Genomic DNA, 24,949 nt, shown 5'->3' on the forward strand with positions numbered 1-24,949 from the left:
GGCTTGCACGGCCAGCATGGCACCTGTATTGATAGACGTCAACATAGACATTCATCGAACCCGAATGGTGTGAGTGCGTGATGGAGCAATGCGATGTTGTGGTGATCGGCGGTGGGCAGTCCGGCTTTGCTGCCGCCGAAGCTCTGGTGCGGGAGGGTCTCCAGCCGGTCGTTCTGGAAGCCTCGGACCATGCGGCCGGTTCATGGCCGCGGTACTACGACAGCCTCACCCTGTTCTCCCCGGCGAGGTTCAGTGCCCTGCCGGGCCTGCCGTTCGGCGGCGACGGAGACCGCTATCCCCACCGGGACGAGGTGGTCGATTACCTGAGCCGCTACGCGGACCGCCTGGAAGTCGAAGTTCGTACGCGCACCCGCGCCGTCAGCGTCGAGCGCGACGGGGACGGGGGCGGGTTCAGCGTGACAACCGCCGATGGCCGGAGCGTGGGGGCGGCCGGGATCGTCGCGGCCACGGGCGCTTTCGGCAATCCACTGCTGCCCGCCCTGCCTGGCCAGGAGGGCTTCACCGGTGAGGTGGTGCACGCCGCCGACTACCGCAGCCCCGCACCGTATGCGGGCAGGAGGGTCGTAGTCGTGGGCGGTGGCAATACAGCTGTCCAGGTCGGCTACGAACTCGCGGAGGTGGCTGAGGTAACGCTCGCCAGCCGCAACCCTGTGCAGTTCCTCTCGCAGATACGGGAGGGCCGGGACGTGCATCACTGGCTGACGTCCACCGGGTTCGACCAGCTGCCGCCGGCCTGGCTGATCCACTACGTCGGCGGCACCCTCGTCCTGGACAGCGGTCGCTACCGGAAGGCCCTGGAGAGCGGTCATCTGGCCAGGCGCGCGATGTTCACTGCCCTCGAAGGCGATGCGGTCGTATGGGCCGATGGCAGCCGTGAGAAGACCGACACCGTGCTGCTGGCCACCGGATACCGGCCCAGTCTGGACTATCTCAAGCCGCTCGGCGCCCTGGACGCCGACGGCATGCCGCTGCACAGCGGCGGATTGTCCCTGACCCATCCCGGCCTGGTCTACCTGGGCTTGGAATTCCAGCGGTCCTTCGCCTCCAACACCCTGCGCGGTGTGGGCCGCGACGCCGAATACGTCATTCCTCCTCTGGCCGCCCATATCCGCAAGGCACCGGCCGCCGCCGGCCTCTGAGCCGCCGACCCGCGAGGCTGGGGGCGAGTGGGGGCGAGTCAGGGGCAGGGCGTCCCCCTGGCTCGCCCCCCCCGCCCGACCGTCTCGCAGGGGCGCGGGCGCGGGCTGCCTCCCCCTCGCTCGCTGATTCGATGTGTGTCAACATAGGCGTATGTCGAATCCCAGGTCGTTGCCCGTGCTGGAGCCGGCCGTCGTGCCGTGCTGCCCGCCGCTGACCGAACGGCCCTTGAGCGCGGAGGAGGCCGAGCGAGCGGCGAAGATGTTCAAGGCGCTCGGCGACCCTGTCCGCCTGCGCCTCTTCTCCGCCGTCGCCTCGCACGAGGGCGGAGAGGCGTGCGTCTGCGACATCTCCGACGTGGGCGTTTCCCAGCCAACGGTCTCCCATCACCTGAAGAAGCTGCGGGAGGCCGGCCTCCTCACTTCCGAGCGGCGCGGGACGTGGGTCTACTACCGCGTGGAACCCTCCGTCCTCGCGGCCATGGGCCAGCTGTTGTCTGCTGCGGCCTGACGTCCCCGGTAGTCGTCACTCTTGCTGGGAACGCGCCTGCGCGGTGTCAGTGGCCGCATGGACGATGCCCTGATGAGCTCGCTATCGCATGGGTTCGCGCCGAGCTGTCCAGCCTTGCAGTGGGCGTTTCCGTGAGGCGGTCACGGCCGCCGCGCGGAAGGCCAAAGCCGAGACCCAGAACAAGGCCCCCGACGCGACGTGAGCGAAACCGCCCTGTTCCGGAGCGTGTTCTCCAAGGACGCGGCCAAGCCCGGTCAGCCTCGCCTTCGTCTGATGGCGGACGACGGCAGTGACACCTTCCGCAGTGTGCACCGCGGCGCGATGTCCTTCGCCGAGGGCTGCTTCGCGGGCATCCGGAACCCCAACAGCCATGAGGACGGGCTGCCGGAGTTGCCGGAGCACGAGGCCCTGGAACAGCTTGCGGTTTTCAGCGTCCTGGCGCGCTGGGTGGACACAGCGGCCCTCGACGCACCCTGACCACGGCCGGGGAAGCGTCAGCCCAGGAGGGCGGCGATCTCCCGGCTGGCATCCCGGGCGGGGCGGCCGACGCCGATCAGCGTGGCCGAGGCGGGCCCCGTCCAATCGCCGTAGCCGAGGAGATGCAGGCGCGGTTCGCCCACCGCCCGGGTGCCGTGGGTGGGGATATGGCCGCGATCGCCGCGCAGGCCCAGCGGGGCGAGGTGAGACAGGGCGGGACGGAAGCCGGTGCACCAGATGACCGCTGCGGCTTCCGCTCTCGTTCCGTCCGCCCACTCCGCACCGTCCTGGGTGAGACAGCCGAACATCGGCTGGGCCTTGAGAAGCCCGGCATCCCGTGCGGCACGGACCGGTGCGACGGCGACGATGTCGCCCAGCGAGGCGACGCCCCCGGTGTCCGTGTCCCCGGTGTCCAGGGCGCGGCGGCGGGCGGTGGCGGCGTCGAAGAGTGCGCGGCCGTCGATGTCGTCGGCCAGGAAACGCGCGGGCCGTTGGGTGACCCAGGTCAGATCGGTGTGCGGGGCGAGGTCTGCGGCGATCTGTGCGCCGGAGTTGCCGCCTCCGACCACGATGACCCGTTGCCCTGCGAACTGGCGAGGGCTGCGGTACTGCACGGTGTGGAGCTGACGGCCTGCGAACGTCTCGCGGCCGGGGACGGCGGGGAGGAAGGGTCGCCACCAGGTCCCGGTCGCCGACACGACGGCACGGGCGGACCAGGCGCCCGTGTCCGTCTCCACCCGCAACTGCTCACCAGCACGGTGTACGGCCTTTACGTGGACCGGTCGTTGGACGGGCAGGTTGTAGCGCTCTTCGTACGCGGACAGGTACTGGACGACGTGATCCGCGTCCGGATACTCCGCCCCGTTCTGGACGGGCATCAGCCAGCCCGGGAGGGAGGAGTACGCGGCCGGGGAGAAAAGGTGGAGTGAGTCCCATGTGCGCTGCCATGCGCCGCCCGGTGTGGGCTGGGCGTCGAGGATGACGAAGTCGAGGTTCTGGCGGCGCAGGTAGTAGGCGGCGGCGAGCCCTGCTTGGCCGCCGCCGATCACCACTACGTCCACCGCTCGCGTCACCAGGTCACCGCCGCGTCGACGCCGGGCACCTCGGCTCCCGCCACATCCCCGCGCAGCGCTGCTTCCACCGTCGGCCGGATGGCGGAGCGGGCCAGGGCGTGAAGGGTGGGGTGCGGGCGGGGGGCGAGGTGGGGCATCAGTGCTGCGTGGTGCTGGTGGTGATCGCGGACGGGGCGAACTTCCTGCGCCAGGCCAGGGCCACGTAGACGAGGGCGATCAGGACGGGGACCTCGATGAGCGGGCCGACGACGCCGGAGAGCGCCTGGCCGGAGGTGACGCCGAAGGTGGCGATGGCCACGGCGATGGCGAGCTCGAAGTTGTTCCCGGCGGCGGTGAAGGCCAGCGTCGTGGTGCGGTCGTAGGCCATGCCGATGGCCTTTCCGAGCAGGAAGCTGCCGAAGAACATGATCGCGAAGTACACGAGGAGCGGGAGCGCGATCCGGACGACGTCCAGCGGCTGCGAAGTGATCGTCTTTCCCTGGAGGGCGAAGAGGATGATGATCGTGAAGAGCAGGCCGTAGAGGGCCCAGGGGCCGATTTTCGGCAGGAACCTCGCCTCGTAGGACTCGCGGCCCATCTTCTTCTCGCCCAGGCGGCGGGTGAGGAAGCCGGCGAGCAGGGGGACGCCGAGGAAGATGACGACGTTGAGGGCGATCTTCCACATGGAGATGTCGAGTGTCTCGCCTTCGCCCAGGCCGAGCCAGCCGGGCAGCAGGTCGAGGTAGAGCCATCCGAGCAGGCCGAACGCGATGACCTGGAAGACGGAGTTGAGGGCGACGAGGACGGCTGCGGCTTCGCGGTCGCCGCAGGCGAGGTCGTTCCAGATGATGACCATGGCGATGCAGCGGGCCAGGCCGACGATGATCAGGCCGGTGCGGTACTCGGGCAGGTCCGGCAGGAAGATCCAGGCCAGCGCGAACATGACGGCCGGGCCGATGATCCAGTTGATGACCAGCGAGGAGACCAGCAGCTTGCGGTCCCCGGTGACCGCGTCGAGCTTGTCGTAGCGGACCTTGGCCAGGACCGGATACATCATGATCAGCAGGCCCACGGCGATGGGCAGCGAGATGCCGCCGACCTCCACCTTCGCCAGCGCGTCGTTCAGGCCCGGGATCAGCCGGCCGAGGCCGAGACCGAGGGCCATGGCCAGGAGGATCCAGACGGCGAGGAAGCGGTCCAGGGTGGACAGCTTCTGGACGACCGAGGATTCCTCGGTCGTCGCGGGTGCTTGCGTGGGGGTCACGGACAGGCCCTCTTGTTCTCGGCGGCGGTACGGGCGGACTCGGCCAGGTCGGCGAACTGGCCGGCGAGCTGGGCGATGACGTCCGGGCGGAGCTTGTAGTACGTGAAGCGGCCGCACGGTTCGGTCTCCACGACCCCGGCCTCGCGCAGGACCCTCAGGTGGTTGGACAGGTTGGTCTGCTTCGCACCGGTCTCCTCCACCAGGTGACTGGTGCACAGCGTCTCGCGGGCGAGCAGGGTCACGATCCGCAGCCGGAGCGGATCGCCCAGCACCCGGATCAGTTCAGTGTCGACTGACGTCATCATGGGCTGATACTTTCACATCAGTGGATGCTGAAGCCACCGGGCGCTGATGTCATGTGTGCCTGATTCGACCGTGTGACGAGAGAGACCTCCTGATGTCCGAGAAGCCCTCTGTTCTGTTCGTCTGTGTCCACAACGCCGGCCGCTCCCAGATGGCCGCCGCCTGGCTCAACCACCTCGCCGGGGACCGCGTCGAGGTCCGCTCCGCCGGGTCCAACCCCGGGGACGCGGTGAACCCGGCCGCCGTCGAGGCGATGGCCGAGGTCGGCATCGACATCTCCGCCGAACAGCCGAAGATCCTCACGGTCGACGCCGTCAAGGAGTCGGACGTCTGCATCACCATGGGCTGCGGCGACACCTGCCCCGTCTTCCCCGGCAAGCGCTACCTCGACTGGAAGCTCGAAGACCCGGCCGGTCAGGGTGTGGCAGCGGTGCGGCCGATCCGCGACGAGATCAGGGCCATGGTCGAGGGCCTGATCGAGGAGATCTCGCCGGAGACGTCCAAGTGAGCGCCGGCACGGACATCCGCAACGTCATCGTCATCGGCTCCGGTCCCGCCGGATACACCGCCGCCCTCTACACGGCGCGTGCCGACCTCGAGCCGCTGGTCTTCGAAGGCTCCGTGACCGCGGGCGGCGTGCTCATGAACACCACGGAGGTCGAGAACTTCCCTGGCTTCCCCGAGGGCGTCGTCGGTCCGGACCTCATGGACAACATGCGGGCCCAGGCGACACGGTTCGGCGCCGAACTGGTCCCGGACGACATCGTCGCCGTCGACCTCACGGGCGACATCAAGACGGTCACCGACACCAGCGGGGCAGTCCACCGGGCCCGCGCCGTGATCGTGACCACCGGATCGCAGCACCGCAAGCTGAACCTGGACCGCGAGGACGAACTGTCGGGCCGGGGCGTCCTACTGCGCGACCTGTGACGGCTTCTTCTTCTTCCGGGACCGCGACGTCGTGGTCGTCGGCGGCGGCGACACCGCGATGGAGGAGGCCACCTTCCTCACCCGGTTCGCCCGTTCCGTCACGGTCGTCCACGGCCGTAGCGCACTGCGGGCCTCCCAGGTCATGCAGAGCCGCGCGTTCGCCGACGACAAGATCTCCTTCGCCTTCGACAGCGAGATCGCGGAGATCAAGGCGGAGGGCGGCACACCGTCCGGCCTCGTCCTGCGCGACACGTTCAGCGGCCGAACGCGCGACCTCGATGCCACCGGCCTGTTCGTCGCGATCGGCCACGACCCGCGCACGGAGCTCTTCGCCGGTCAGCTGGACCTGGACGACGAGGGCTATCTGAAGGCCGAGGCCCCCTCGACCCGTACGAACATCCCCGGCGTGTTCGGTGCGGGAGACGTGGTCGACCACACCTACCGCCAGGCGATCACCGCCGCAGGCTCCGGCTGCGCGGCGGCCCTGGACGCCGAGCGCTACCTCGCGGCCCTCACCGACACCGAGGCGGACGCGGAGCCCGAAAAGACGCCGGCGGCCGTCTGAGCGGCCCGGCGGAACGAGGCCGACCACGATTCGTCGGGAGAGCCTCCCGCCCGATGACGAAGTGCGCGAGGCTGACCTCATGCCGCGTCCTGCCAAGTCGAGGCGCCGGCCTGAAGGAGTCGTTGGGGCGGGACCTGCGGATCGTCGCCACCGAGGAACGCGACGCCGTCGTACGGGTCGACAGCGCGGCCGAGTACGAGCACTTCCACGCCGCGACCTTCGGCGACCACTACAGCAGTCTGGTCAAACCTCACAAGCGCGCGGCCTTCTTCGGAGCCGGAGGGCGACGCCGCACGGCGACGCCGGCAGGAGCGGGGACACGCCAGCGACATGCCGGTCCGGCTCTGGCGCCTGACCGCACGCGGCTGAGCCGGCGCTGTGACCGGCAAGGTGTCGCCGTCCGTCCTGGGGCATGGCGAGCCGGTCGGGAATTCTCGGACACGACCTGCGTCGCGTCCGAGCCGTAGAACGGCCCGGCTGGTCCTTCCACGTGCGGGAGAACAGCCGGGCCGTCGCCGTGCGGTCTACGATGGTCGGGTTCCTCCCCGGCGCCCGCTAAGGGGCCACCTACCTGTCAACTCCTCCCGGCGGCCCTGAGCTCGGCGCATTTCTCAGGGCCCATCGCGCGCTGCTCAAGCCCGAGGACGTCGGCCTGCCCGCCACGTCCCGTCGCCGGACCCCGGGCCCGCGCCGGGAGGAGGTCGCCTCCCTCTCCGGTGTCAGCATCGCCTGGTACACCTGGTTGGAGCAGGGAAAGGTCAGCGCTTCGCGGCAGGTGCTGGAGTCCGTCGGCCGAGTGCTTCGCCTCGATGACGCCGAGGTGCGTCATGCCCTGCGTCTGGCTGGCTACTACGAGCCGGAGTCGGCCTCTCCCCGTGCCCCGTCGAGCGGTTCCCTCCAGCCTGTCCTGGATTCCTGGCCGACCAGCCCGGCCGTGATCGACCGGAACTTCGACCTGGTCTCCTGGAACGCCGCGTGGTCGGCGGTGTGGGGCGAACCGTCGGTCGTGCCCGCCGACCGACGGAACCCGATGTGGCTCGTCGCGGCCGACGATCACCTGCGCGGCGTCCTGCGGGAGACCGACTGGGAGCCGTTTGCCATGAGTGTCTTCCGGCACTGACGCGCCCAAGCGGGGTTGAACCTGACGGACGGGCGGACCGCCGAGCTGTACCGGCGTCTGGCAGCGGACGCGCCCGAGTTGAGCCACTGGTGGAGCTGCCACTCCGTGGGGGAGCTCACCACCCGCGTCGTCACGGTGACGCCTGTGGGCAGTGAGCCGATCAAGGTGTCCTTGTCGTCGATGCGCCCGGTGGACGACCCGGCGGCGCTCATTCTGCTGTTCACACCGGCGAGCCACGAGGACAGCGTCAAGGTGTCGGCCCTGGTGAGCCGGCCACTGCGGTCGGTCGGGCCGACACGAAAGGCGGGCTGAGGGCGCGACCGCGGGGGAGCGGTTGCCGCGCCTTCAGCCCTGCCGTAGGACGAGTTCTCCTCATCGAGCCGCCGAGCGGGCGGGCTCAGGCCTTCTCCGCCATGCCCGGAGTCTCGACGCGCGGCCCGTTTCCGCTGCTCCGGCGCAGCTGAGCGCTGACCATCAGTCCACCGAGAGCGGCCGCAAAGGCCAGGACGACGCCGATCACCGCTGTGCCGAGCGCCAGGTCGGAGAACAGGCCGACCGCCCAGGCGCCCACGCCCGTACCGGCGTACATCGTCGAGGTGAGCCAGGCGCTGGAGGTCGCCCGCAGTTCAGGAGCGGCCGTACCCGCGAGCCTCTGCTGGTCGGTGACGAACCCACCGCTGGCCACGAACCAGATGGTCACCCCGGCCAGGGTCAGGATCAGCCCCGGACCCCAGACTGCCAGCGCGATGCCCACGGCGAGGAGGAGGCCCCATACGGCGAGCACGGGAAGGTGCGCACGGCCCTGGGCCCTGGCCCGGTCGCCAAGTCGCCCGCCGGCCGTCGAGCCGACGATGCTGCCGATGCCGACGAGGATGCCGACGAGGCCGAGAACGGTGACGGACAGGTCGAAGCGCTGCACGAGCACCACACCCATGAAGGTGTAGGCGCCCAGGTTGGCCGCGTTGAAGACGGTGTTGACCAGCAGTGACTTGCGGAGCGCGCTGTGTCCCCAGCCGGCGAACACCGCGCGGGCCCCGGTGGTCGCGGCGGCCTGGATCGCGCTGACCGGAATCTGCTTCAGCAGCAACGGGACGACCAGGACTGTGCCGACGGCCATGGCCAGGAAGGCGGCACGCCAGCCGGCGAATCCGGCGAGGAAGCTGCCCAGCGGCACGCCCAGGACCTGACCGCAGGAGAAGCCATGCCCAGGGCTCGTCCCCACACGGTGTCCTCGGTGGTCTCCGAGATAGGGGCCCAGATCGCCGGACCGGCCGCAGCGGCCGCGACACCTGCCAGCGCACGCGAAACGATCAGCAGCGTCAACCCGTCGGACAGCGCGGCCGCGACGTTCGACAGAAGGAAGAGCACCGAACCGGCCAGCAGTGTGCGACGGCGTCCGGCGCGGTCGCTCACCAGGCCGAGGAGGGCGCGCAAACCGCGTACACCAGTACGTACGCGGTGACGCTGTACGCCGCCGCCTGCTCGGAGATGTCGAGGTCGTCCGCGATCGTCGGCAGCAGCGGGGATACGAGGAACGTCTCGGTCCCGAACAAGAACAACAGGAGGAAGACCGAGGCGTACGGACCCCGGCGTAACCGCGCCTGGACTGCGGCGGCTACGGGAGGTGTGGAAGGACTGTCCATGGGACGGGTTGCCTTTCGAGCGGGATCCGGGGGCCATCCGGTTGTCGGCTCGACAACCCTGGCGCTCCGGGCGAAGGCCAGCCAGCCAGGCGTTGGTCCTGTTAGGGCGAGTAAGGGGATCAACGCCTGGCTGGTTCGGGAGACGCGGAGAGCGTGATGCTGAACCCGCCGCTCCCGTCGCTGTGTCCTCGGGGCGTACCGCCACCAGGAGAGGACCTCACCACTCCTGCCTTCCAGCGACCGCTCCCCGCTCGCGCAGCCCAAATGGGGCGTCACCCTGCCCCTCCCCGGCATCACGTCTGGACGGCGGCGGGGGGCGGTCGCTCGAACTGGCCTTCCTGATAGCGGAAATGTGCAGGGGCAGCGGCGTGCGCACGAACGTGGACAACGGTGCCCGTGACGGTCCGCGGCCTGTCTTGGAGGGGTGGCACCGTTGAGCAGCTTGTGCTGGCCTGCCGCGGGAGAGTCCCGCGGTCCCGCACTGGTGGCGACCTCGCAAGGGCTGCCCGCCGGCGTCCCCATCACCACACGGGCGGTAGCGGACCATCCGGCCCTGCGACGTCTCGGCCATGGGCGTGGAGTCCGGTGCGGCGTTCCCGTGCCGGTTGGTCTCATCTCGTCCCTACGACGGGTTCACCCTCCTGCACCGGGCGGTCAACGCCGAGGTGCGGTTCTTCGGGCCCGCTTGCCCTCCCGACCTCTCCGGCCAGGCCGCACACGATGCCGATACGGTAGGAAGAACTTGGAACGCGCGAGTTTACGGAGACCTGGGCAGGGCAGCGGGAATCTCGTTCGGTCTCGCAGCGGGTACAGCAGTCGACATCACATGCCTACGAGGTGCGGCGACCGGCGGTGGAATCGGGGTCGCTCTGGAGGGTGGGAAACGGGCCCGCCCCTCGGGCTTTTACGAGAGGAACTCCATGTGGGTTTTCGCATCCGAAGGAAAAGGGTCATGGGTGCCCGAGGGGTGGGCTCTCCCCATACTGGCCATTTGCCTGGCCTTCGTCTTTGTTTCCACTTTGATCATCCGTCACCGAAATAAAAAATAGACCGGAATTGCGGACCCGTCATGGCGGGCAAGGAAGTTGCGGGCGTATGCCCACTCCCGTTGGGCAGGATGCTCGGCTTCGCCCGGGCGCAGTAGGGGCGACAAGGCGATTTCCGTTGCAGCGGGGGCCACGCTTCTTCTGCTGGGGGCATATTGGTCCGGTCCGGCGTCCGGTGACTTCCAGCCTCGACTTCGCGTGCCGTCCTCGACCGCGTCGGGCGATCCTCCTCCACCCAAGTGCTCCTACTTCCGCTTCCGTGCCCGCTTCGGTTTCCGCTCGACGATCACCGTTTGAGGCGCGGCAGGCGCCTCGTCCTCGGAAGTCGGCTCGAAGCGCCCCGGGGCGCTCCTGCGCATCGCCTCGACGTACGGCGGAAGCTCGAAGGTCCGCTGGTCTCGATCGATCGGGATCTCTCCGAGGTGCCCCGAGGCGTCCCGTGCCCCGCGGGCACCACCTCGCCGGGTGAGCACATCAAGCGTTCCGTGGATACGGTCGACCCAGTCACCGCGGTCCAACCTGGGGTGCCAGCGCTCCTCCTCCCGCTTGGAGTCCCAAGGCGGGAACCCAAAGGCGTACGACCAGGGGACGGCCGCTGACAGGTACCTCTGCACGCGAAATCTGGTAGCGGCGGGTGCGGCGCTGTCGACGTCGACGTCGCTGAGCTTCTTGACGTCCGGGGTGGAGATGATGGCGCAGCCGTAGTGGCGAGGCTCGGCGTGCTTGCAGTCCTTGTACGAACTCAGCCCCGGGCAGGCGTTCCACTGGGCCGGTGGCGCCCAGTACGTCCCTTCCTCGAAAGTGCCCTCGGGCCAGCCGTTGTAGAAGACGTGAAACGCGTAGCGGGCCTGATCAGGGTTACATCCCTTGATCAACGTGTCGTACTGGAAAGCGTCTTCGCCAGCTCCACGGTGCTTCAGCATCCGGTAGGTGTTGTCCTCGTAGACACGCTTGGCCTGGATGCGAAGGCAGATCCACCCCGCTTGGTCGTCTCCGATCCACCACTCCCAGTCTGCGCCCGTATTCCGCTCCTGCACCTGGTTGCTCTGGTAAGTCAGCAATCCAGGGACTTGGTTCTGGAGCGTGAAGAGCAGGTTGTCCGTGACAGCCGTCTCATCGAACCTGCGCCCGGGAAGACGCCCGAACTCGATGCGCCCCCAGGTCTCTACCGCTGCCGTGTCCATGGCCGTGCACAGGGCGCGGAGACTCTCTATCGCCATGGTCGCACTCTTCCACAAGGGAGCGATCTGCACGGGGCGTTGCGTGAGTCGGACGGCTGGCTCGGCGCTCTTCACTGAGGTCGATACCCGCGAGGACCTCCACGCGTGGCTCGATCGTCAGGCCAATCGCGCCGCTCTGCGCACGGTGCGGGGGGTGGGTCCGAAGAGCGTCGACTACATGGCCAATCTCGTCGGCCGTTCGCACGTCGCCGTTGACGTACATCTGCGCGCCTTCGCCGTGGATGCTGGTGTTCCGGATCTCCCGTACGACCGGTTGCGCACGGTGTACGAGGAAGCCGCCGCGCTTCTCGGGCACGACCAGGGTGCACTGGAGCATGCCGTTTGGCGGCACAGGTCGAAGGCCCCGTAGCCACCCAGCCAGGCGGGGAGGCCGAACACCACGTCGTCGTAAGCGGGGCGCGTCCATGGTTCGGCCGCTTCACCGGCCGGGCCCTGACCGATGATTCTCTGCTCACCGGCGGCATCCACCCGGGTCCGCCATCAGGAGTGCATGGAGTACGGCCGTATCAGGTCCGGCCTGTCGACGCCCGACGAGTCGAGTACCGCGCGCTGCAGTCGCTGGAGTTCCTCCGACGGTTCGAGGCCCAGTTCGGTGTCCAGAACGCGGCGCAGGTCCTGATACGCCTTCAGGGCTTCGGCCCGCCGGCCGGAGATGCTGAGGATCGAGATCAGCTGGCCGTGGAACCACTCGTTGAGCTGATGCTCCTTGACCAAAGCCCGCAGGGTGGGCAGGAGTTCCCGGTGCCGACCCAGCCTGATGTCCGTCTCGATGGACAGCTCCGTCGCCCGCAGGCGCAGCTCCTCCAGGTAGGCGACGTGGGCCGACAGCACCTCGCCGACCTCGATGTTGGCGAGCGCCCTGCCGCGGGACAACCCCAGCGCGTGCCGCAGATGGCGGGCCGCCGCCTCGTCGTTGCCGTCGCGCAGCTCCGTCCTGACCTGGTTGACGAGGTTCTCGAAGACGATGCTGTCCACCTCGTGGTCGTGGACGTCCATGCGGTAGCCGGGCGGTGACGTGACCAGCAGCTGTCGACCCGGTGCGATGCCCTCGTGGCTGAAAGCCTTGCGTGCGTGGTAGACGTACGTCTGCAGCGTGGTCAGAGCGCTGCGCGGGGGGTGCTCGCCCCACAGCTCGCTGATCAGTGTTTCGACCGGGACCACCCCGTGCGGCTGCGCGAGCAGCAGGGCCAGCACCTGCCGAACCTTGGGGGAGCGAAGGGCGAACGGCCTTCCCTCGTCACTCAGGATCTCGAAGGGGCCGAGCAGGCTGAACCTCATGGAACTCCGTCCGGGGTGGTAGTTCGCGCCGGCGACTCGTGGTCGGGGCCGCGGCCGCTGTCACGGCCGGTGCCCTCACCGAGCCTCCACCCGACCTCAAGATTTCCACCAGTGCCGGTGTCCCGGACGCCCCCGGGGAATCCACCGGACGGATCCGTGACGTTCTCCCGGTCGGCGGGTGTGACGAGCGCACTGGTGCGGATGGCCGGATCCGGTGCAGACTCGGGTGACCTGCGCGTTGATTCACAACTTCCCCACGTGGCACAGGAGTCTTCTTGAACGACCGCACCGACCCGCCGCCGACCGCGCAGATCCCCATCCCCTCCGAGAGCGCGCCGGTCGCGTCCTGATCCCGGCCCGCCCGGCTACGGCCCGCCGGGCGCCGCACCGCCGGTGCGCGGGCCTGTCAGATGTCGGTATCAGCCACACAACACGCTTACTGGGGTCTTTCGTTCGGATCGGGCCGGACCAGGCCTGATCCAGGAGCGGGGTCCGGTGCGTGCGGCTGCGAGGCGGAGGGGGGAGTCACTGCGGAGCATGGGCGACTGACGACAGCGCCGCAGGTGCACGTGCCGGGGCCCGCGAGCCCGGCATGATCCGAACGAGAGGCCCTAGGTGGGGGTTCGCAGGCTCATGAACGTACCGGATTCGAAGACCGCGGAGGCGCACGATCCGGCGCCGCGCATCGCTGTGTCCATCACTGGAATCATTCTGCTGGGCCATTTCGGAGTGGCCGTCACCCTCGTCCTGCGGGCCGGCCCCTCACCGCTCGAAACCTGCACGGACCTGTTCCTGCTCGCACTGCTCCTGGTGCTCCAGGTCGGCAGTACCTTTCCGGGGCTGCGGCCGGCCGGGCGCCGGTGGGTCGTCCTGGCGCTCGCCGCCCAGGCCGTCCTGACCTATGTCCCCTTCCTCTTCCTCCACGACGCGTGGCTCGGCATGCCGGGCTTCCTCGCCGGATCGATTCTGCTGCATCTGAGACCGGCCCTGGCCTGGTCGCTCTTCTTCCTCGTCGTCCTGGCCTCGGGGCTGGCCCTCGTCGCGCTCGGCCACGCGCTGGGCGACATCGCCTGCACCACCGTCGCCACGGTGCTCACCAACGCCGTGGTCTTCGGTATGTCGCGCCTGACCCGCTTGGTCCGGGAGGCGCACGCGGCACGTGTCGAACTGGCCGAACTCGTCATCGAGCAGGAGCGCTTGCGCGTCTCCAGGGACCTGCACGACCTGCTCGGCTACAGCCTCTCCACGATCACGGTCAAGGGAGAGCTGGCCTACCGGCTGATACCGGAGGAGTACGAACGCGCCCGGGAGGAGGTACGCGACGTCCTGCATGCCTCCCGGCGGGCCATGGCCGACGTCCGCGCCGTGGCCCGGGGGCATGTCGCGATGTCACTCGCCACCGAACTGCGGATGATGGAGTCCCTCTTCGCCGCTCTCGGTATCCGTCTGGAGAGCCGTGTGGAGGCAGGCGAACCGCCGCCCACCGTCGATGTGCTGCTCGCCACCGTGCTGCGCGAGGGGCTGACCAACATCCTGCGGCACGCCGGGGCGAAGACCTGCCGGATCGACGCCTGGCGGGAGGACGGGCACGTCTGGCTCGTCCTGTGGAACGACGGCGTCGACGCGAAGCCCGGCGTCCTGGGCGCCCTCGACAAGGGCGGCGGCAGCGGCATCGGCAACCTCCGGGCCCGGGTGGAGGCGCTCGGTGGTGTCTTCGCGGTCAACGCCCCCGAGAAGGGGACCTTCGAGCTGGCCGTCCGGGTGCCGCTGACCACGGGCGCGGGCTTCGGCCGCATACGGCTGTCGCAGCCCGTGAAGCATGGGCGAGGCCGGGAGCGAGCGGCGCGCGGTGCCGACCTCCTGTGATTTTCGAGTGACCTTCCAGGGGCCGCACGCAGGCTCGATCCGTCACTTCCTCGACGATCACGAGAGCAGAGGCCCATGGGGATGCAGAGCAGCACGAGTACCGCGGGGAGGGAGCGATGAGCGGCCGCAGGGTCGTGATCACCGGCCTCGGCGTGGTCGCTCCGGGCGGGGTGGGCGCCAAGGCGTTCTGGGAGACGATCAGTGCCGGACGGAGCGCGACCAGGCTGATCACCGCCTTCGACGCGTCGGCCTTCCGCTCCCGCATCGCCGCGGAGGTCGACTTCGACCCGGCAGGGCAAGGGCTCTCCGCCCGCGAGATCCGCCGGCTCGACCGCGCCGCGCAGTTCGCGCTCGTCGCGACCCGTGAGGCACTCGACGACAGCGGTGTCGAGGTGGGCGGTCTCACCCCCGCACGGGTCGGCGTGAGCGTCGGCAGCGCCGTGGGCTGCACCGTCCGTCTGGAGGAGGAGTACGTCGTCCTCAGCGACACCGGGCAGGACTGGCTCGTCGACGACGCGTACGCGACCCCGCACCTCCACGACTACTACGTGCCCAGTTCGCTCGCCGCCGAGGTGGCCTGGGAGGTCAACGCCCAAGGGCCCGTCACGGTCGTCTCGGCCGGCTGCACCTCGGGGCTCGACTCGCTCGGGCACGCCTGCGACCTGATCCGGGAGGGCCGCGCCGACGTGATGGTCTCCGGGGGCACCGACGCCCCGATCACCCCCATCACGGTGGCCTGCTTCGACGCCATCAAGGCGACTTCGGCGCGCAACGACGACGCGGAGCACGCGCTGCGGCCCTTCGACCGGACCCGTAACGGCTTCGTGCTCGGCGAGGGCGCCGCCATGCTCGTCCTGGAGGAGCTGGAACACGCTCGCGCACGGGGCGCGCGCGTCTACGCCGAGATCACCGGCTTCGCGTCCCGGAGCAACGCGTACCACATGACCGGGCTGCGTCCCGACGGCGCGGAGCTGGCGGCGGCCATCACCGCGGCGCTCGACGAGAGCCGCCTCAACCCGCAGGACATCGACTACGTCAGCGCGCACGGCACCGCCACCAAGCAGAACGACCGCCACGAGACGGCGGCAGTCAAGACCGGTCTGGGCCGGCACGCCTACCGGACGCCCATGAGCTCCATCAAGTCGATGGTGGGCCACTCCCTGGGCGCCATCGGCTCGATCGAGATCGCGGCCTGCGCCCTGGCCATGGAGCAGAACGTCATTCCGCCGACCGCCAACCTCCATGAGCAGGACCCGGAACTGGATCTCGACTACGTGCCGCTCGTGGCCCGCGACCGGCGGCTTTCGGCCGTGCTCAGCGTCGGCAGCGGATTCGGCGGCTTCCAGAGCGCCATGGTGCTGGCCCGTCCGGAGAAGGGGGAAGCGTGACAGCGGCAGTGGTGACCGGGATAGGTGTCGCCGCACCCACCGGTCTCGAACTCGGACCGTTCTGGGAGGCGACCCTGCGGGGCAGGTCCGGCATCCGGCCGGTGCGGCGGTTCGACGCGAGCAGGTATCCCGCCACGCTGGCGGGCGAGATCGCCGACTTCGTCCCCGAGGAGCACCTGTCCGGCAGGCTCATCCCGCAGACCGACCGGATGACCCAGCTCACCCTCGCCGCCTCCGACTGGGCGCTCGCCGATGCCGGAGTGCGCCCCGGGACGTACGAGACGCAGGAGATGGGCGTCGCGACGAGTGCGGCGTCGGGCGGCTTCGAGTACGGACAGCGTGAGCTGGCCGCGCTGTGGAGTTCCGGCCCGGCCCACGTCAGCGTCTACATGTCCTTCGCGTGGTTCTACGCGGTCAACTCCGGCCAGCTGTCCATCCGGCACGGGATGCGTGGGCCGTCGGGCGTCCTCGTCAGCGACCAGGCCGGTGGCCTGGACGCGTTCGAGCAGGCCCGCCGGAACATCCGCAAGGGCACCCCGATGGTGCTGTGCGGAGGTGTGGAGAGCTCCCTGAACCCGTACGGCTGGGTGGCGCGCATGGCCGGCGGGGGCCTGAGCACCAGCGACGACCCGAAGAACGCCTACCGCCCCTTCGCTCCGGGAGCGGACGGCCATGTGCCGGGCGAGGGCGGGGCCATCCTCGTCGTCGAGGACGCCGGCCGGGCGAGGGACCGGGGGGCCCGGGTGTACGGCGAGATCGCCGGATACGCGGCGACGTTCGACGCCGCACCCCGGCACGGCGGCGCCTGCGGACTGCGGCGCGCGATGGAGGAGGCGCTCGCGGACAGTGGGACGGACCCCTCGGACATCGGCGTGGTCTTCGCCGACGGGGCGGGCACCCCGGCGGCCGACCGGGCGGAGGCCGAGGCCGTCACCGCGGTCTTCGGGCCCCGGGGGGTCCCCGTCAGCGTCCCCAAGGCACTGACCGGACGCATGAGTTCCGGTGCGGCGCCGGTCGACGTCGCCTGCGCCCTGCTGTCCCTGCGCGACAAGGTCATTCCGCCGACCGCGGACGTGGGCCCGGCCGCGCCCGAGTACGACATCGATCTCGTCACCGGCGCGCCCAGGCCGTGGCGGTCGGGCGCCGCCCTGGTGCTGGCCCGCGGAGCGGGCGGATTCAACGCCGCGACCGTCTTGCGCGGAGCGCACTGAGGCGCCTACGACGCCGAGCCCACCACGACCCCGAGGAGAGTCAGTCATGCGAGAGATCACCTTGCCGGAGCTGCACGAGATCATGCGGGAGTGCGCGGGGGAGGACGAGACCGCGACCTCCCTGGAGGACGTGCCGGACCGCCTGTTCACGGAACTCGGTTACGACTCACTGGCGTTGCTGGAGACACAGAGCCGCGTCGAGCGGGTGTACGGCGTGACGCTCCCGGACGACGTCTTCAAGGACGTCACGACTCCCCGGCAGCTGGTGGAGTACATCAACGGACACGCTCTCGACCGGGCGTAAGGGCGCGCGGGGAGCTGTGGACGGGCGGGGGAGAGGCGACCGGCGCGGGGCGTCCGCCGCGCCGGTCACCGCACCCGCGCGTCCCTCGCCCCCCCCGACGAGCGGGCCCAGGGGTGTGCCGCCTTCGCGCCGGTCTTCTTCGGCGGAACGGTGCGGGCCGGAAGGAGGTCTCCTTCCGGCCCGCACCGTGCTGTGTCACGTCCCGGCCGGGAACCCTCAGCCCTCCAGGACCACGGGGAGCTCGTGCAGCCCGCGCATGATGTTCTCCCGCCACCGGGTGGGGCCCGCCAACTGGATGCCGGGGAAGCGCCGCACCAGTGTGCCGATCGCCACCTGCGCCTCCATCCGCGCCAGCGGGGCGCCGAGGCAGTGGTGGATCCCGTGCGAGAAGGCCAGATGCCCGGCCGTTTCGCGGGTGATGTCGAGGCGGTGCGGATCGGGGAACTTCGCGGGGTCGCGGTTCGCGCCGCAGAAGGAGACGAGCAGCACGTCGCCCTTGCGGATGGACATGTCCTCGACCTGCACGTCCTCCCGGGCGATCTGCCCGGCGGCGCTGAAGGAGCTCTCGTAGCGCAGGAACTCCTCCACCGCCGAACCGATCAGCTCCGGGCGCTCCCTGAGCAGGGCGTGCTGAGAGGGGTTGGTCAGCAGCGCGTGGACGCCGTTGCCGATCAGATTCGTCGTGGTGGCGTAGCCGGCCGCGATGAGCGCGATGCCCAGCTCGACGAGTTCCGGCTCGCTCAGCCGCTCCCCGCCGTCCCGTGCCGCGATCAACCCGCTCATCAGATCGTCCCCCGGATCGCGCCGCTTCTGCGCGATGAGGTCGACGATGTACTCCTTGGTCCGGTCGTAGACGTCCTCGCGGTTCTCCTCGACCTCACCGGCGAGGATCTTCTCGGTACGGGCCCGCACATCGGCGCGGTCCTCGGCCGGGGCGCCGAGCATCTCGCAGATGACCGCGATGGGCAGCGGATACGCGAACCGGTCGAGCAGGTCGATCGGACGGTCGGTCTCCAGACCGTCCAGCATGCCGTCCACGAGCCCCTGCACCCAGTCCCGCAGCTCCTCGACGCGGCGCTGGGTGAACGCCTTGCGCACCAGGCGCCGGATGCGGGTGTGGTCCGGCGGGTCGGAGTCGACGGCGGCCACCGGCCCGTCGTCGTCCCTGCGCCGGCTGAACCGCAGATCGGCGAGCAGTTCACGGGCGAGGTCGTACCGCGTCACGAGCCACACCTCGCCCATGAACGTGGTCTCCACCCGCACCAGGGGCCCCGCCTCGCGCAGCCGGTCCAGGCCCGGATAGGGATCGGCGACCGCGATCGGGCTCTCGGCGAGCGGTACCCGCAGCAGCCCGGTCACCGCGCCGGCTCCGCCGTCAGGTCGTCGCGGGCCACGAGCCGTGTGCTGACCTGCCACCGGCCGCCCACCCGGACCAACGTGTCGTCGCAGGTGGTGTGGACGTGGACGGTGGCGGGGCCGCCCTGCGCGATCGCCAGGACGAGCGCGTAGCTGCGCACCCGCAACCGGTCCTCCGCGAGCGGCTCCACGTCGACCATGCCCAGCCAGTGCCGGTGGCGCAGACCCTGCTCGGCCAGCCGGGCCCGGGCGGCCCTGGCACCGGCGACGATCGCCGCGCGCCCCCGGGTGGGCCGCGGGTGCGCGTTCGCGCTGAAGACACCCTCCTCGGTGAACGTCTCGGCCCACGCCTCGACCTGCCCGGAGTCGAGCAGCTGCATCTGATGTGCGTAGAAGCTGTGGACCTGGTGGTACAGGTCCGCGGTGACGGACCGTTCCGTGTCTGGTGCGTGCTCCGCCTGCTCTGATCGTTCCGTGTCCTGCGACGGCAGCGTCATACCGGCTCCCTTCGGCTCCCTTTGCGGGCCTGTTCGGTCGGTCTCGGGCCCACCGCGTCGCAGTGGCCCACGAACGGGAGCTTCCTCACGACGTCTGGAGGAACGCTCAACGCGCCGTCGAGCGGCTGGGCCCGGCGACCTCGCGGCCCGGGTGGCCGGGCGGCCCTCCGGCCGGGGTCCAACACTCCTTGAGCCGGGTTCGAGCACCGGCCCGCACGCTCTCGCCGAGCCGGGGAGCAACCGCGCGACAAGGAGATGGGATGAACCCGAAGCCACGTACGGCGATCGTCACCGGGGCCACGAGAGGGATCGGCCTCTCGGTGACCACCGCGCTTGCCCGACAAGGATTCCGCGTCTTCGCCTGCGCCCGTGACCGTGACGGACTCGACTCCGTGGTGAAGGACCTGACGGCTCGTGGCCACGAGGTCGCCGGCCGGACGTGCGACATCAGGTCGCAGGAGGAGATCGACGCTTTCGTCGCCGCCGCGGTCGAGCGCATGGGCCCCGTCGACACGCTGGTCAACAACGCCGGGCGCAGCGGCGGCGGGATCACCGCCGACATCACCGACGAGCTCTGGTACGACGTGATCGACACCAACCTCAACAGCGTCTTCCGGATGACCCGCGCCGTTCTGACGGCGGGCCGGATGCGGGAGCAGGACCACGGACGCATCGTCAACATCGCCTCCACCGGAGGCAAACAGGGCGTCGCGCTCGGAGCCCCCTACTCGGCGTCCAAGCACGGGGTCGTCGGATTCACCAAGGCGCTGGGCCTCGAACTGGCCAAGACCGGCATCACCGTCAACGCGGTGTGCCCCGGCTATGTCGAGACCCCGATGGCCGCGCGGGTCCGCCAGGGTTACGCGGACCACTGGGGGATCTCCGAGGAGGAGGTTCTTGAACGCTTCCGGGCCAAGATCCCGCTCGGCCGCTACACCGAACCGGACGAGGTGGCGGCGATGGTCGCCTACCTCGCCTCCGACGCCGCCGCTCCCGTGACGGCCCAGGCCATCAACATCTGCGGCGGCCTCGGCAACTACTGACCGCGCCCCGGCCGACGACGGCCGGACCCGCACCGCACCACGACGGAGGTACGCACCATGGCTGACAGCAACGACGACCTGACCGACCTCGTAACGGTGATCGCCCGGTTCACCGCCAAGGGCGACCCCAAGGACTTCGAGGAGTTCTTCCTGGAGCACGTCGAGTACATGCGCGCCCAGGAAGGGTTCGGCGCCCATCAGGCGGTCATCCTCGCCGACGACCCCTCGGTCTACGTGAACTTCGGCTGGTGGCGGTCGAAGGAGGCGTTCCAGAAGGTGGCGCGGAGCGAGGAGTTCCGCAAGCACCAGGGCGTCATGCACACCCTGCTCGACCACGCGGAGCTCGACCTGTGCCGCAACCTGTTCCGGGTCAACGCCGCCGAATCGGCGGGCCGCCGCGAGGACTTCGGCACACCGCTGATGACCGTCACCGTCTTCCAGGTCGACGGGAACGAACAGCGTTTCGAGGAAGCCTTCGCCGCCCACGCCGAACACACCCGGGCCGTGCACGGCTTCGGCTACGCCGACCTCAACAAGTCCGTGCAGAAGCCGGGCCGTTACACCGGCATCACCTACTGGTGGGACCCGTCCGCACGGCCCGCCGCCGTCGCCCACCCCACGTACCGGACGCTGGAGGAGCTGGCCGGCGGCGTCACCGTGGAGCGCGTCCGGCACCTGGCGTGGAACCGCGGACCCGGAGCAGAGGACGACACGAAGTGACGCACGCCGGGACCCGGAGCGTGCACGCCGACATCTGTGTCGTCGGCGGCGGGCCCGCCGGTCTGACCCTCGCTCTGCTCCTGCTGCGCTCCGGGGTCCGGGTGACGGTGGTGGAGCGCAGCCGGTCCCTCGACCGGGAGTACCGCGGCGAGATCCTCCAGCCCGGCGGCGCGGCCCTCCTGGACCGCCTCGGCGTGCTGGCGGGGGCCCGCAGGCGTGGCGCGCACGAGCACACCGGGTTCCGGTTCACCGACCGCGGGCGGGTGCTGCTCGTCGCGGACTACCGCCGGCTTCCCGGACCCTACAACCAGCTCCTGAGCCTGCCCCAGCGCCACCTTCTGGAGGAACTGCTTGAGCAGTGCGGGCAGTTCGCGGACTTCCGGTACCTGTCCGGGCAGCGGGCGAGCGAACTGCTGCGGGACGGACGGGGCGCGGTGCGCGGGGTGAGGACCACCGGCGCCGAACGCGTCGAGGTACTCGCCCACTGCGTGGTGGGCGCCGACGGGCGGTACTCCAAGATCCGCCGTCTCGCGGGGATCGAGGTGGACCGCGCGGAGGCCTTCGCGCACGACGTGCTGTGGTTCAGACTGCCCGCGGACGGCGACGCGGACGGCGACGCGGAAAGCCAGGTGCGGATCTTCCGGGGCGGGGGCAATCCCGTCCTCGCCTACCGGTCCTTCCCCGACACCCTCCAGGTCGGCTGGACACTGCCCCACGGCGGGTACCGGGCGGAGGCCGCACGGGGCATCGACCACATCGCGGCGGAGATCGCCACGTCCCTTCCGATGTACGCGGACCGGATCGCCGCGCGGCTCGGCGGCCTGTCGGACCTGACCCTCCTCGACGTGTTCACCCAGGAGGCCAGGGACTGGACCGCCGACGGACTGGTCCTGCTCGGCGACGCCGCGCACACCCACAGCCCCATCGGGGCACAGGGGATCAACCTCGCCGTCCAGGACGCCGTGGCACTGCACCCGGTGCTCATGACGGCCCTGGAACACCGGGACGCCCGGGCCGAGGTCCTGGAGCGGTTCACCCGCAGGCGGCGGCCCGCCGTGCGCAGGGTGATGCGCTTCCAGGCGCTCCAGAGCAAGGCGATGCTCTCGCAGAACCCCGTGGCGGCCCGGGTGCGGCCCAGGATCGCCGGCGTCGTCTCCCGCACCCCGCTGTTCCGCGCCATCCTGCGGCACGTCGCCTACGGCGACCAGGGCATCGCCGTCGCCGAAGACCACTTCGTACGCCGCTGACACCGAGGAGACACACCGCGATGCTCCAGACGACGCCCGGCCCCGCGGGGGAACGGGCCGCACCCCGCGGCCCCGAGCCGGTGCTCCTCCTGCCCGGGCAGGGAGCGCAGTACCCGGGCATGGGCACCGGCCTCTACCGTGACGAGCCCGACTTCGCTGCGGCTGCCGACGAGGTGTTCCGGGCCATGGGCGCGACCGGCGACGCGCTGCGCGCCGACTGGCTCGCCGGCCGGCCGGCCGTGCCCATGGACCACGTCACCCGCTCCCAGCCGCTGCTGTTCACCCTCGACTACGCGCTCGGCCGGGTCCTGCTGGCGAGGGGCGTGCGCTGCCACGCGCTGCTCGGGCACAGCATCGGCGAGGTGGCGGCGGCGACGCTCGCCGGGGTCTTCGCCCTGGACGACGCGGTGCGCCTGGTCCTCGACCGGGTGGCGGACCTGACGTCCGCCCCCGCCGGCGGGATGCTCGCGGTCGCCGCCTCCGTCGCCGAACTCGCCGGGAGGCTGCCGCCCGGCGTCGACGTCGGCGCGGTCAACGCCCCGCGCCAGACCGTGGTCGCCGGTCCGGCCGATGCGCTCGCCCGCGCCGCCGCCGAGCTGCGCGGGGCGGGCTTCGTCTGCGCCGACGTCCCCTCCCGCACCCCGTTCCACAGCGCGGTGCTCGAACCCGTGGTGCGTACGGGGCTGCGTGCCCTGAGCGGCACCCGCCTGGGGCCGCCCCGCATCCCCATGGTCTCGGGCTACACCGCCGCCCGGCTGGACATGCCCACGGTGACCGACCCCGCGTACTGGGCACGCCACCCGGTGGACCCGGTGATGTTCTGGCCCGCCCTGGAGACGGCGCTGGCCCCGGGCGTGCGGCTGCTCGTCGAGTGCGGCCCCGGACAGGGGCTCATCACGCTCGCCCGCCGGCACCCGGCGGTCCGGTCGGGGCAGGTGGAGGTGCTGGCCCTCCTCGGACCCCGCACCGACCGGCCCGGCGACGAGACGGCCCACTTCCGCGCGGCCTGCGACCGCCTGCGGCGCGTACCCGCCTGAACTCCGGCCCCGCACCCGGGGCGACGCCTCCACCGTTCCCGACGAGGAGAGACCCGACCATGCCGAACCCAGCCGACCCGACCCGGAGCCCCCAGGTGCTCGTGGTGGGGGCCGGGCCCGTAGGACTGACCCTGGCGCACGAACTGCTGCGCCGCGGCCTGCGCGTCCGCGTCGTCGACGCGAGTGAGGGGCCCGCCACCACGAGCCGGGCGATCGCCACCCACCCCCGGACCCTGGAGACGTACGACCAGATGGGCGTCGTCGACGAGATGGTGGCCCGCGGACAGCGCATCCAGGCGTTCACCCTGCACCACAACGGACGACTCCTGGCCCGGCTCGACGCCGACTACGCGCAGATGCCCACCCGCTATCCGTTCACCCTCTGCATCGACCAGGTCCGCACCGAGGAGGTGCTGCGCGCCGCGCTCGGCGCCTTCGGCGTGGAGGTCGAGTGGGGCGTACGCTGCGAGGACTTCGAGCAGGACGCCGACGGCGTCGACATCATCCTCGGCACGGCGCACGGCGGACGGGAGAGCGTACGCGCCGCGTGGCTCGCCGGCTGCGACGGCGGGCACAGCGCCGTTCGCAAGAAGCTGGCCATGCCGCTGCTCGGCGAGGCCAGCGACACCTGGCTGATCGCCGACGCCGACATCGAGGTGGACCTGCCGCGCAACAGCATCCACTGGGTACGGTCCGGCGGGGTCACGCTGATGATGGTCCCGATGAGCACTCCGGGCCGGTGGCGGCTGCTGGACACCGTCTCCCGGGACGGCCGCCCGGCCGCCGTCGCCGCGCGCTTCAGCAAGGAACTGAGCCGCGGCCTGGGCCGTCCGGTGAAGGTCGCGGAACCCGTGTGGGTGTCCGTCTTCACCTTCCAGCAGCGGATGATCGAGAACATGCGGTCGGGCCGGGTGCTGCTCGCGGGCGACGCGGCCCATGTGCACAGCCCGGCCTCCGGACAAGGCATGAACACGGGCATCCAGGAGGCGTTCAACCTCGGCTGGAAGCTCGCCATGGTCATCGAGGGACAGGCGGACGCACGGCTGCTCGACAGCTACTCGCAGGAGCGGGTGCCGGTCGGCCGCGCGCTGCTGAAGTCCACCAAGGGGGCCACGTTCCTGGTCCAGCTGAAGAACGCCCTCGCGGGTGTGGCGCTGCCCGTCGTCTTCTCGGTGGTACGCGCCCTGCCGGCGCTCCGCGTCACGATCCAGCGCAAGGTGCTCGGCGGGGTGTCCGGGCTGCGCGTCGCCTATCCGGACACCCCGCTGACCGGCGAGGACACCGCGGCGGGCGCGGGCCCCGGTCCCGGTGAGCGCGCCGTGTCCGTCCGGCTCGCCGCGGACGCCTCCGCGCTGCGCACCCTGGTCGACCAGCTGCGCCGCCCGGCGTGGACCCTGTTCACGTCCGGTGAGCCCGGCGAACGGATCAGCGGGCTCGCCGACGGGGCGGGCGACTGGCTGGAGACCCGGGTCCTCCGGGACGCGGACGCGCCGCTCGCCGCCGCCCTGGGCCTCGTGGGGGGCGGCTGGTCGCTGGTGCGGCCGGACGGCTACGTCAGTGCGCGCGGCACCGCGACCGACCGGATGCCGCTCGCCGCCGCCCTGGCCGCGGCGACCGGCCGGCCCCGTTCACCGCTCCACCCGCCCGGACGCGACACGTCCACGTCCTCAGAGCCGCGTCGCGGCGGCTGACA

At 70.7% G+C, this 24,949-nt stretch carries 24 protein-coding genes and 4 pseudogenes; 17 read left to right on the forward strand and 11 right to left on the reverse strand.

Going from position 1 to position 24,949, the window contains the following annotated elements; translation table 11 throughout:
- Positions 1 to 80: 80 nt before the first annotated feature.
- From ACIRJT_RS17350 to ACIRJT_RS17360, 3 genes are all read left to right on the forward strand, one after another.
- Positions 81 to 1,160 carry a flavin-containing monooxygenase gene (locus tag ACIRJT_RS17350; RefSeq protein ID WP_403909966.1) on the forward strand — a complete coding sequence of 360 codons (1,080 nt, stop codon included), beginning with the start codon at positions 81 to 83 and terminating at the stop codon, positions 1,158 to 1,160.
- A gap of 151 nt (positions 1,161 to 1,311) precedes the next feature.
- Positions 1,312 to 1,668: an ArsR/SmtB family transcription factor gene (locus tag ACIRJT_RS17355; protein WP_403909969.1), complete on the forward strand. Its 357-nt coding sequence runs from the start codon at positions 1,312 to 1,314 to the stop codon at positions 1,666 to 1,668.
- Between the two features lie 198 nt (positions 1,669 to 1,866).
- Positions 1,867 to 2,145 carry a TIGR02391 family protein gene (locus ACIRJT_RS17360; RefSeq protein ID WP_403909972.1) on the forward strand — a complete coding sequence of 93 codons (279 nt, stop codon included), beginning with the start codon at positions 1,867 to 1,869 and terminating at the stop codon, positions 2,143 to 2,145.
- 17 nt (positions 2,146 to 2,162) lie between these two features.
- Here the strand turns inward: ACIRJT_RS17360 and ACIRJT_RS17365 are convergent, their stop codons facing one another.
- Genes ACIRJT_RS17365 through ACIRJT_RS17380 form a run of 4 tightly spaced genes read right to left on the reverse strand, consistent with a single transcriptional unit; the run spans position 2,163 to position 4,766 of the window.
- Positions 2,163 to 3,218 carry an ArsO family NAD(P)H-dependent flavin-containing monooxygenase gene (locus ACIRJT_RS17365; RefSeq protein WP_403909975.1) on the reverse strand — a complete coding sequence of 352 codons (1,056 nt, stop codon included), beginning with the start codon at positions 3,216 to 3,218 and terminating at the stop codon, positions 2,163 to 2,165.
- Positions 3,215 to 3,355: a hypothetical protein gene (locus tag ACIRJT_RS17370; protein WP_403909978.1), complete on the reverse strand. Its 141-nt coding sequence runs from the start codon at positions 3,353 to 3,355 to the stop codon at positions 3,215 to 3,217. The genes ACIRJT_RS17365 and ACIRJT_RS17370 overlap by 4 nt, the downstream gene beginning before the upstream one ends.
- Complete coding sequence (gene arsB / locus ACIRJT_RS17375) at positions 3,355 to 4,461, reverse strand: ACR3 family arsenite efflux transporter (protein WP_403909981.1); 1,107 nt, start codon at positions 4,459 to 4,461, stop codon at positions 3,355 to 3,357. The genes ACIRJT_RS17370 and arsB overlap by 1 nt, the downstream gene beginning before the upstream one ends.
- Positions 4,458 to 4,766 carry a helix-turn-helix transcriptional regulator gene (locus ACIRJT_RS17380; protein ID WP_030585793.1) on the reverse strand — a complete coding sequence of 103 codons (309 nt, stop codon included), beginning with the start codon at positions 4,764 to 4,766 and terminating at the stop codon, positions 4,458 to 4,460. The genes arsB and ACIRJT_RS17380 overlap by 4 nt, the downstream gene beginning before the upstream one ends.
- Before the next feature lie 92 nt (positions 4,767 to 4,858).
- Here ACIRJT_RS17380 and ACIRJT_RS17385 point away from each other — a divergent pair, with 92 nt between their 5' ends.
- A complete protein-coding gene (locus ACIRJT_RS17385; RefSeq protein WP_403909984.1) occupies positions 4,859 to 5,272 on the forward strand; it encodes an arsenate reductase ArsC in 414 nt (137 codons plus the stop codon).
- A pseudogene (gene trxB, locus ACIRJT_RS17390) lies at positions 5,269 to 6,259 on the forward strand (thioredoxin-disulfide reductase). The gene ACIRJT_RS17385 and the pseudogene trxB overlap by 4 nt, the downstream one beginning before the upstream one ends.
- A gap of 77 nt (positions 6,260 to 6,336) precedes the next feature.
- Here trxB and ACIRJT_RS17395 read toward each other — a convergent pair.
- Positions 6,337 to 6,468: a hypothetical protein gene (locus ACIRJT_RS17395; protein ID WP_403909987.1), complete on the reverse strand. Its 132-nt coding sequence runs from the start codon at positions 6,466 to 6,468 to the stop codon at positions 6,337 to 6,339.
- Positions 6,469 to 6,830: 362 nt separating this feature from the next.
- Here ACIRJT_RS17395 and ACIRJT_RS17400 point away from each other — a divergent pair.
- A pseudogene (locus ACIRJT_RS17400) lies at positions 6,831 to 7,691 on the forward strand (helix-turn-helix transcriptional regulator).
- 85 nt (positions 7,692 to 7,776) lie between these two features.
- Here ACIRJT_RS17400 and ACIRJT_RS17405 read toward each other — a convergent pair.
- Both ACIRJT_RS17405 and ACIRJT_RS17410 read right to left on the reverse strand, forming a co-directional pair.
- A pseudogene (locus ACIRJT_RS17405) lies at positions 7,777 to 8,792 on the reverse strand (MFS transporter).
- The gene (locus ACIRJT_RS17410) at positions 8,789 to 9,022 is read right to left on the reverse strand and encodes a hypothetical protein (protein ID WP_403909989.1); all 234 of its coding nucleotides are present in this window, start codon (positions 9,020 to 9,022) and stop codon (positions 8,789 to 8,791) included. Before ACIRJT_RS17410 ends, ACIRJT_RS17405 begins: the two are co-directional and overlap by 4 nt.
- A gap of 433 nt (positions 9,023 to 9,455) precedes the next feature.
- Between ACIRJT_RS17410 and ACIRJT_RS17415 the strand changes: the two are divergent.
- Positions 9,456 to 9,608 (forward strand): annotated as a pseudogene (locus ACIRJT_RS17415) (chorismate synthase); the annotation flags it as partial.
- A 705-nt stretch (positions 9,609 to 10,313) separates the two neighbouring features.
- Here the strand turns inward: ACIRJT_RS17415 and ACIRJT_RS17420 are convergent.
- Positions 10,314 to 11,288 carry a DUF6615 family protein gene (locus ACIRJT_RS17420; protein WP_403909992.1) on the reverse strand — a complete coding sequence of 325 codons (975 nt, stop codon included), beginning with the start codon at positions 11,286 to 11,288 and terminating at the stop codon, positions 10,314 to 10,316.
- On the opposite strand from ACIRJT_RS17420, the gene ACIRJT_RS17425 reads away from it, so the two are divergent.
- Entirely contained in the window at positions 11,287 to 11,658 is a 372-nt protein-coding gene (locus ACIRJT_RS17425) for a hypothetical protein (RefSeq protein ID WP_403909995.1), read from the forward strand. The genes ACIRJT_RS17420 and ACIRJT_RS17425 overlap by 2 nt on opposite strands.
- Positions 11,659 to 11,789: 131 nt before the next feature.
- On the opposite strand, the gene ACIRJT_RS17430 is transcribed toward ACIRJT_RS17425, so the two are convergent.
- Complete coding sequence (locus ACIRJT_RS17430; protein ID WP_403909997.1) at positions 11,790 to 12,587, reverse strand: BTAD domain-containing putative transcriptional regulator; 798 nt, start codon at positions 12,585 to 12,587, stop codon at positions 11,790 to 11,792.
- Positions 12,588 to 13,220: 633 nt separating this feature from the next.
- Here ACIRJT_RS17430 and ACIRJT_RS17435 point away from each other — a divergent pair.
- The 4 genes from ACIRJT_RS17435 to ACIRJT_RS17450 all read left to right on the forward strand — a co-directional run bounded on the left by ACIRJT_RS17435 (position 13,221) and on the right by ACIRJT_RS17450 (position 17,356).
- Complete coding sequence (locus ACIRJT_RS17435; RefSeq protein ID WP_403910001.1) at positions 13,221 to 14,453, forward strand: sensor histidine kinase; 1,233 nt, start codon at positions 13,221 to 13,223, stop codon at positions 14,451 to 14,453.
- Between the two features lie 116 nt (positions 14,454 to 14,569).
- Entirely contained in the window at positions 14,570 to 15,841 is a 1,272-nt protein-coding gene (locus ACIRJT_RS17440) for a beta-ketoacyl-[acyl-carrier-protein] synthase family protein (RefSeq protein ID WP_403910004.1), read from the forward strand.
- The gene (locus ACIRJT_RS17445; protein ID WP_403910006.1) at positions 15,838 to 17,052 is read left to right on the forward strand and encodes a ketosynthase chain-length factor; all 1,215 of its coding nucleotides are present in this window, start codon (positions 15,838 to 15,840) and stop codon (positions 17,050 to 17,052) included. Before ACIRJT_RS17440 ends, ACIRJT_RS17445 begins: the two co-directional genes overlap by 4 nt.
- A 46-nt stretch (positions 17,053 to 17,098) precedes the next feature.
- Positions 17,099 to 17,356: an acyl carrier protein gene (locus ACIRJT_RS17450; RefSeq protein ID WP_403910008.1), complete on the forward strand. Its 258-nt coding sequence runs from the start codon at positions 17,099 to 17,101 to the stop codon at positions 17,354 to 17,356.
- A gap of 216 nt (positions 17,357 to 17,572) precedes the next feature.
- On the opposite strand, the gene ACIRJT_RS17455 is transcribed toward ACIRJT_RS17450, so the two are convergent.
- Together ACIRJT_RS17455 and ACIRJT_RS17460 are read right to left on the reverse strand one after the other, a co-directional pair.
- A complete protein-coding gene (locus ACIRJT_RS17455; RefSeq protein ID WP_403910011.1) occupies positions 17,573 to 18,715 on the reverse strand; it encodes a cytochrome P450 in 1,143 nt (380 codons plus the stop codon).
- On the reverse strand, positions 18,712 to 19,209 hold the full coding sequence (locus ACIRJT_RS17460) for a nuclear transport factor 2 family protein (protein ID WP_403910013.1): 498 nt from the start codon (positions 19,207 to 19,209) through the stop codon (positions 18,712 to 18,714). The genes ACIRJT_RS17455 and ACIRJT_RS17460 overlap by 4 nt, the downstream gene beginning before the upstream one ends.
- Before the next feature lie 260 nt (positions 19,210 to 19,469).
- Between ACIRJT_RS17460 and fabG the strand changes: the two genes are divergently transcribed.
- The 5 genes from fabG to ACIRJT_RS17485 are packed head-to-tail and all read left to right on the forward strand — an operon-like array spanning position 19,470 to position 24,947.
- A complete protein-coding gene (gene fabG / locus ACIRJT_RS17465) occupies positions 19,470 to 20,252 on the forward strand; it encodes a 3-oxoacyl-ACP reductase FabG (RefSeq protein WP_403910014.1) in 783 nt (260 codons plus the stop codon).
- Between the two features lie 57 nt (positions 20,253 to 20,309).
- Entirely contained in the window at positions 20,310 to 20,972 is a 663-nt protein-coding gene (locus tag ACIRJT_RS17470) for an antibiotic biosynthesis monooxygenase (RefSeq protein WP_403910017.1), read from the forward strand.
- Positions 20,969 to 22,219, forward strand: coding sequence for an FAD-dependent monooxygenase (locus ACIRJT_RS17475; protein WP_403910020.1), 1,251 nt, complete (start codon positions 20,969 to 20,971; stop codon positions 22,217 to 22,219). Before ACIRJT_RS17470 ends, ACIRJT_RS17475 begins: the two co-directional genes overlap by 4 nt.
- Before the next feature lie 20 nt (positions 22,220 to 22,239).
- Complete coding sequence (locus ACIRJT_RS17480; RefSeq protein WP_403910023.1) at positions 22,240 to 23,256, forward strand: acyltransferase domain-containing protein; 1,017 nt, start codon at positions 22,240 to 22,242, stop codon at positions 23,254 to 23,256.
- Positions 23,257 to 23,315: 59 nt separating this feature from the next.
- On the forward strand, positions 23,316 to 24,947 hold the full coding sequence (locus ACIRJT_RS17485) for an FAD-dependent oxidoreductase (RefSeq protein ID WP_403910026.1): 1,632 nt from the start codon (positions 23,316 to 23,318) through the stop codon (positions 24,945 to 24,947).
- Positions 24,948 to 24,949 lie beyond the last annotated feature (2 nt).

The sequence above is a fragment of the Streptomyces sp. NPDC102283 genome, from assembly GCF_044766265.1.
In the GTDB taxonomy this organism is placed as follows: Bacteria; Actinomycetota; Actinomycetes; order Streptomycetales; family Streptomycetaceae; genus Streptomyces.